Here is a 3,496-nt window from a genome sequence, read left to right as displayed (position 1 = left end):
TATGTATCCGCTTGGCGACGTCCTACTCTCCCGGGACCCTGCGGTCCAAGTACCATCGGCGCTGGAAGGCTTAACGGTCGTGTTCGGTATGGGTACGCGTGGAACCCTTCCGCTATCGCCACCAAACGTATATTCAGGATCCGGCATCGCCAAATGCCGTGATCGTCCTCCTTGCAAGTATAACTTGTACACTTCCAATTCAGTTTTGATCACCTGAAAACTAGATACGAAACGAAATTTGCGTGTATTAGATATCCGTAGCATTACCCGATGTGGTATCGGGGTCCCCGAAAAGTATTCGGCATCAGCTTCAACGCCTCGCTTCACTTTTTGGGGTGTTTTTGGATAAGCCCTCGACCGATTAGTATTGGTCAGCTCCATGCATTGCTGCACTTCCACCTCCAACCTATCTACCTCGTCGTCTTCAAGGGGTCTTACTAGTTGGGAAATCTCATCTTGAGGGGGGCTTCACGCTTAGATGCTTTCAGCGCTTATCCCTTCCGTACGTAGCTACCCAGCCATGCTCCTGGCGGAACAACTGGTGCACCAGCGGTACGTCCATCCCGGTCCTCTCGTACTAAGGACAGCTCCTCTCAAATTTCCTACGCCCACGACAGATAGGGACCGAACTGTCTCACGACGTTCTGAACCCAGCTCGCGTACCGCTTTAATGGGCGAACAGCCCAACCCTTGGGACCTACTTCAGCCCCAGGATGCGATGAGCCGACATCGAGGTGCCAAACCTCCCCGTCGATGTGGACTCTTGGGGGAGATAAGCCTGTTATCCCCAGGGTAGCTTTTATCCGTTGAGCGATGGCCCTTCCATGCGGTACCACCGGATCACTAAGCCCGACTTTCGTCCCTGCTCGACTTGTAGGTCTCGCAGTCAAGCTCCCTTATGCCTTTGCACTCTTCGAATGATTTCCAACCATTCTGAGGGAACCTTGGGGCGCCTCCGTTACTCTTTAGGAGGCGACCGCCCCAGTCAAACTGCCCGCCTGACACTGTCCTCGCACCGGATCACGGTACCAAGTTAGAACCTAGATACGATCAGGGTGGTATCCCAACGTCGCCTCCACACAAGCTGGCGCTCATGCTTCGAAGGCTCCCACCTATCCTGTACAGATCGTACCCAAATCCAATATCAAGCTGCAGTAAAGCTCCATGGGGTCTTTCCGTCTTGTCGCGGGTAACCTGCATCTTCACAGGTATTAAAATTTCACCGGATCTCTCGTTGAGACAGCGCCCAAGTCGTTACGCCATTCGTGCGGGTCAGAATTTACCTGACAAGGAATTTCGCTACCTTAGGACCGTTATAGTTACGGCCGCCGTTTACTGGGGCTTCGGTTCACAGCTTCGGATTGCTCCTAACCGCTCCCCTTAACCTTCCAGCACCGGGCAGGCGTCAGCCCGTATACTTCGCCTTACGGCTTCGCACAGACCTGTGTTTTTGCTAAACAGTCGCTTGGGCCTTTTCACTGCGGCCCCCTCGGGCTATTCACCCTACCGAGGCACCCCTTCTCCCGAAGTTACGGGGTCATTTTGCCGAGTTCCTTAACGAGAGTTCTTCCGCGCGCCTTAGAATTCTCTTCTCGCCTACCTGTGTCGGTTTGCGGTACGGGCACCTTCACCTGACTAGAGGCTTTTCTTGGCAGTGTGAGATCATGACCTTCGCTACTATAATTTTCACTCCCCATCACAGCCCAGCCTTATCGATGTGCGGATTTGCCTACACATCAGCCTCACTGCTTGGACGGACATCCATCAGTCCGCGTCACTACCCTCCTGCGTCACCCCATCGTTCATAACGGTTTACGGTGGTACAGGAATTTCAACCTGTTGTCCTTCGATTACGCCTTTCGGCCTCACCTTAGGTCCCGACTTACCCTGAGCGGACGAGCCTTCCTCAGGAAACCTTGGGCTTTCGGCGGATCAGATTCTCACTGATCTTTTCGTTACTCATACCGGCATTCTCACTTGTATGCTGTCCAGCGCTCCTTACGGTACACCTTCAACCTACATACAACGCTCCCCTACCCCTGAATCGACTTCACTCCGCCTTCGAAGTGTGTTTATCCCCTGAGTGCATTTGGTCATCCTTGATTTCATCTCAAGCCTGACAAAAATGTTCATCTCAGTATTCACTACCTCAAAGAAGCAGTGAAGTCGATTCAAGCCATAGCTTCGGTGGTGTGTTTAGCCCCGTTACATTTTCGGCGCAGAGTCACTCGACCAGTGAGCTATTACGCACTCTTTAAATGGTGGCTGCTTCTAAGCCAACATCCTGGTTGTCTGTGCAACTCCACATCCTTTCCCACTTAACACACACTTGGGGACCTTAGCTGATGGTCTGGGCTGTTTCCCTTTTGACAATGGATCTTAGCACTCACTGTCTGACTCCCGGATATAAGTCTATGGCATTCGGAGTTTGACTGAGCTTGGTAACCCTTGCGGGCCCCGCACCCAATCAGTGCTCTACCTCCACGACTCTAAGTTCCGAGGCTAGCCCTAAAGCTATTTCGGGGAGAACCAGCTATCTCCGAGTTCGATTGGAATTTCTCCGCTACCCCCACCTCATCCCCGCATTTTTCAACATACGTGGGTTCGGGCCTCCAGTGCGTGTTACCGCACCTTCACCCTGGACAGGGGTAGATCACACGGTTTCGGGTCTACGACCACATACTATATCGCCCTATTCAGACTCGCTTTCGCTGCGGCTACGGCTTCTCGCCTTAACCTTGCATGGGAACGTAACTCGCCGGTTCATTCTACAAAAGGCACGCCATCACCCATAAATAGGGCTCTGACTTCTTGTAAGCACACGGTTTCAGGTTCTATTTCACTCCCCTTCCGGGGTGCTTTTCACCTTTCCCTCACGGTACTGTTTCACTATCGGTCGCTAGGGAGTATTTAGCCTTAGCAGATGGTCCTGCTGGATTCATACGGGGTTTCACGTGCCCCGCACTACTCGGGATCCGTCTCGGAGGGAATATACTTTCGACTACAGGGCTTTTACCTCGTATCGCGGGCCTTTCCAGACCTCTTCGTCTAATATGTTCCTTTGTAACTCCATGTGAGACGTCCCACAACCCCAGAGAGCAAGCTCTCTGGTTTAGGCTGTTCCGCGTTCGCTCGCCGCTACTGACGGAATCACTCTTGTTTTCTCTTCCTCAGGGTACTTAGATGTTTCAGTTCCCCTGGTATGCCTCTTGCTATCCTATGTATTCAGATAGAAGTGACTGACTATTACATCAGCCGGGTTTCCCCATTCGGACACCCCCGGATCAAAGCTTGCTTACAGCTCCCCGAGGCAGTTTCGTTGTTCGCCACGTCCTTCATCGGCTCCTAGCGCCTAGGCATCCTCCGTGTGCTCTTAGTAGCTTAACCAACGCTTCAGTTTCGCGCCATTCGCTCTGTTGTCCGTTTGTTTCCTGATCTACTAAACGAGTTAATAGGTGGAAACGAAACTTCCAAAGGATCGACTGTCACGAATCTT

The 3,496-nt window shown here is 52.3% G+C and carries 2 rRNA genes; both read right to left on the bottom strand.

The annotated features are described in order from the left end of the window. Positions 1-9: 9 nt before the first annotated feature. Positions 10-126 (bottom strand): 5S ribosomal RNA (gene rrf, locus PVOR_RS01950). 215 nt (positions 127-341) lie between these two features. After that, positions 342-3,387, bottom strand: a 23S ribosomal RNA gene (locus tag PVOR_RS01945). Positions 3,388-3,496 lie beyond the last annotated feature (109 nt).

It is taken from the genome of Paenibacillus vortex V453 (assembly GCF_000193415.1).
GTDB classification, from domain to species: Bacteria; Bacillota; Bacilli; order Paenibacillales; family Paenibacillaceae; genus Paenibacillus_AQ; species Paenibacillus_AQ glucanolyticus.
The sequence above is the reverse complement of the archived record's forward strand: the minus strand, read 5'-3'. Positions and strand labels throughout refer to the sequence as shown.